At 62.0% G+C, this 3189-nt stretch carries 4 protein-coding genes and 1 pseudogene; 4 read left to right on the plus strand and 1 reads right to left on the minus strand.

Annotated features, from left to right (window positions below; genetic code table 11):
• A pseudogene (locus tag AC1D1P_RS18810) lies at positions 1–195 on the minus strand (GGDEF domain-containing protein); the annotation flags it as partial.
• Positions 196–431: 236 nt separating this feature from the next.
• On the opposite strand from AC1D1P_RS18810, the gene argA reads away from it, so the two are divergent.
• The 4 genes from argA to AC1D1P_RS18830 form a co-directional block, all read left to right on the plus strand.
• Positions 432–1781, plus strand: coding sequence for an amino-acid N-acetyltransferase (argA, locus tag AC1D1P_RS18815; protein ID WP_457282738.1), 1350 nt, complete (start codon positions 432–434; stop codon positions 1779–1781).
• Between the two features lie 71 nt (positions 1782–1852).
• A complete protein-coding gene (locus AC1D1P_RS18820; RefSeq protein ID WP_477674016.1) occupies positions 1853–2101 on the plus strand; it encodes a DUF1272 domain-containing protein in 249 nt (82 codons plus the stop codon).
• Positions 2098–2730 carry a LysE family translocator gene (locus tag AC1D1P_RS18825; protein ID WP_477674017.1) on the plus strand — a complete coding sequence of 211 codons (633 nt, stop codon included), beginning with the start codon at positions 2098–2100 and terminating at the stop codon, positions 2728–2730. The genes AC1D1P_RS18820 and AC1D1P_RS18825 overlap by 4 nt, the downstream gene beginning before the upstream one ends.
• Positions 2731–2907: 177 nt before the next feature.
• A partial coding sequence (locus tag AC1D1P_RS18830; protein ID WP_477674018.1) for a PAS domain S-box protein occupies positions 2908–3189 on the plus strand: 282 nt, incomplete at its 3' end.

Here is a 3189-nt window from a genome sequence, read left to right on the forward strand (position 1 = left end):
GTCCAGAAGATCGGCGTTCTCGATCGGCAATCCGCCCAGGAAGGCCACCACAAAAATCGTCGAGGCGATTGCCGAAACAGCCGCATTGACGGCAATGCGCCGCAGGGACCGGATATAGGCAAATGCCGAACCGGCCAGCATCAGGCTGGCTGACCCGAAATAGCAGCCCCAAAACCCGATCGCGTATTTGTCCATGAACCCTAACCATACCCCGCCACCCCTCATTAAGCAAACCCTCAAATGAAGTACGCCGGCAAAAAGCACACCCTCGCCGACGCCGGCATTTGCATCCCTCAGGCCGGCGGTGTCTCCCTTACACTCACTGGACTTTTTCCGTTTACCGGGGAAACAGCGCCCAGGGGGACCGCTTGCCTCTTTCGCGCCGTCCCGGCTGCCCTTGACCCGCCACAACCGATCCCGAAAGCGCGCCCATGTCTGCCGTCTTCAATTTCACCTTTGTGCCCTGGTTCCGCTCGGTCGCACCCTACATACACACCCACCGCGGTAAGACGTTCGTCGTAGGCATTGCCGGCGAAGCGATTGCGGCCGGCAAGCTTCAGCACATCGCCCAAGACCTGGCACTGATCCAGAGCATGGGCGTGAAAATCGTGCTGGTGCACGGCTTTCGCCCACAGGTCAACGAGCAGCTCAAGGCCAAGGGGCACGCCGCAAAATATTCGCACGGCATGCGCATCACGGACGAAGTCGCGCTCGACTGTGCCCAGGAAGCCGCCGGCCAGCTGCGCTACGAGATTGAGGCCGCCTTCAGCCAGGGCCTGCCCAACACCCCCATGGCCGGCTCCACGGTACGGGTGATTTCGGGCAATTTCATCACCGCGCGGCCGGTCGGCATCCTCGACGGTGTGGACTTCAAGCACTCGGGCCTGGTGCGCAAGGTGGACACCGCCGCCATCGGCCGTGTGCTGGATTTCGGCGCCATGGTGCTGCTCTCGCCCTTCGGCTTCTCACCCACCGGCGAAGCCTTTAACCTGACCATGGAAGAAGTCGCCACTTCGGTGGCCATCGCCATGCAGGCCGACAAGCTGATTTTCCTGAGCGAAATTCCCGGCATACGAATCCACCACGACCAGCCTGAAAGCGAAGACAACCCCATCGACACCGAGCTGCCGCTGGCCGCTGCCGAAAAACTGCTGGCCACCCTGCCCAACGGCGAACGTCCCACCGACACCGCGTTTTACCTGCAGCACTGCGTCAAGGCCTGCAAGGCCGGCGTGGAACGCAGCCACATCCTGCCCTTCGCGGTAGACGGCGCGCTGCTCCTGGAAATCTATGTGCACGACGGCATCGGCACCATGGTGATCGACGAAAAACTCGAAGAGCTTCGCGAAGCCACGGAAGACGACGTGGGTGGCATCCTGCAGCTGATCGAGCCTTTTGAAAACGATGGCACGCTGGTCAAACGCAGTCGCACCGAAATCGAGCGCGACGCCGCCAACTACAGCATCATCGAGCACGACGGCGTGATCTTTGCCTGCGCGGCGCTGTACCCCTACCCCGAAGCCAAAACGGCTGAAATGGCGGCGCTCACCGTGTCGCCGCAAAGCCAGGGCCAGGGCGACGGCGAGAAAATCCTAAAGCGCATCGAGCAACGCGCCCGCGCGGCCGGCCTGCAAAGCATCTTTGTGCTGACCACCCGCACCATGCACTGGTTCATCAAGCGCGGTTTTGTGCAGGTAGACCCGGACTGGCTGCCCGAAGGCCGCAAGCGCAAATACAACTGGGACCGCAAGAGCCAGGTGCTGGTCAAGAAGTTGTCCTAGGGGCTTTCCCCTTGATCGGTTTTTCTTTAGCATCCGGTGACGCCCGTCCCATCTACACAGGAAACCCCAGCATGCTCCAGCTCCGCCCCAACTGCGAATGCTGCAACCGCGACCTGCCCGCCGAGTCGCCCGATGCCCGCATCTGCACCTTTGAATGCACATTTTGTGTTGACTGTGTCAACACAAAACTCAAAGGCGTCTGCCCCAACTGCGGCGGTGAATTCACCACGCGGCCGCGCCGCCCGGCCGACATGCTGGCCAAGTACCCGCCTTCGAAAGAGCGCGTTTTTAAACCTCAGGGTTGCGGAGCCGCAGCATGAACACCACCACCCTGCTGCTCTTTTCCATCGTGGCACTGGTGGCTATTGCCACGCCCGGCCCCACCGTCCTGCTGGCGCTGGCCAATGGTTCGCGCTACGGCGTGCGCCGCTCCGTGCCCGGCATGCTGGGTGCCGTGGTGTCCGACTTTGTACTGGTCGGCGCGGTCGCATTGGGTCTGGGTGCGCTGCTGGCGGCCTCCGAGTTCTGGTTCTCGGTGCTCAAGTGGGCAGGCGCGGTCTACCTGGCCTGGCTGGGCATTCGCCTGCTGCGCTCGCGCGGCGGATTTGAGATTCCCGCCGAAGGCAACGCCGGCACGCAACACGGCAGCCGCGCAATTTTCATGAAGTCCTTCCTGGTGGCCGTGACCAACCCCAAGGGTTACCTCTTTTGCTCGGCCCTGCTCCCGCAGTTCATTGACCCGGCTGCTGCCCAGGCACCGCAATACCTCGCCATTTCGCTGGTATTCGCCGGCATCGATTTTTCCGTCATGTTCAGCTATGCCTTCATAGGCGCACGCGCCATACGCCTGCTCAAGGCCTCGGCCACACGCTGGATAGACCGCGCCTGCGGCGGCGCGCTGCTGGCGCTGGCGGGCTCGCTGGCGTTCTACCGGCGCGCGAACAGCTAGGCGCGCCCGGGCTGCACGGCCCCGCTATGTGCGCTGGCGAACAGACTTTTCACAGCCTCCCTGCAAAACTCCCGGAGTCTTCCCAAAGACTTCACACTTCCCCGGCCAGGATCCTGGAAGCGCCGCCCATAGTCGGCGCTTCGCAGGGTCGTCGTTACTTTTACAGAAACATGGCCCATGTCACCTATTACCAGCCTGAGCGTTCTTGACGCCATTGCCAAAGCCGATGGCATAGAGGTCAAGCGCCAGGAAGCACTGCTCAAGACAGGTGCATTGCAGACGGCCATCCTGACGAGCGAAAATTTCTCGATCATCGCAACCGACGAAAAAGGCATCATCCAGCTCTTCAACGTCGGTGCCGAACGCATGCTGGGTTATATGGCGGCCGAGGTCGTCAACAAGATCAACCCCAGCGACATCCACGACCCCCAGGAAGTGATGGCCCGGGCACAGGCACTG

It is taken from the genome of Polaromonas sp. P1_E1_2 (assembly GCF_056406035.1).

What these genes read in the sequence shown, in the direction of transcription:
- argA (WP_457282738.1), top strand. Translation starts at nt 432, where the DNA reads ATGTCTGCCGTCTTCAATTTCACCTTTGTGCCCTGGTTCCGCTCGGTC.
- AC1D1P_RS18820 (WP_477674016.1), top strand. Translation starts at nt 1,853, where the DNA reads ATGCTCCAGCTCCGCCCCAACTGCGAATGCTGCAACCGCGACCTGCCC.
- AC1D1P_RS18825 (WP_477674017.1), top strand. Translation starts at nt 2,098, where the DNA reads ATGAACACCACCACCCTGCTGCTCTTTTCCATCGTGGCACTGGTGGCT.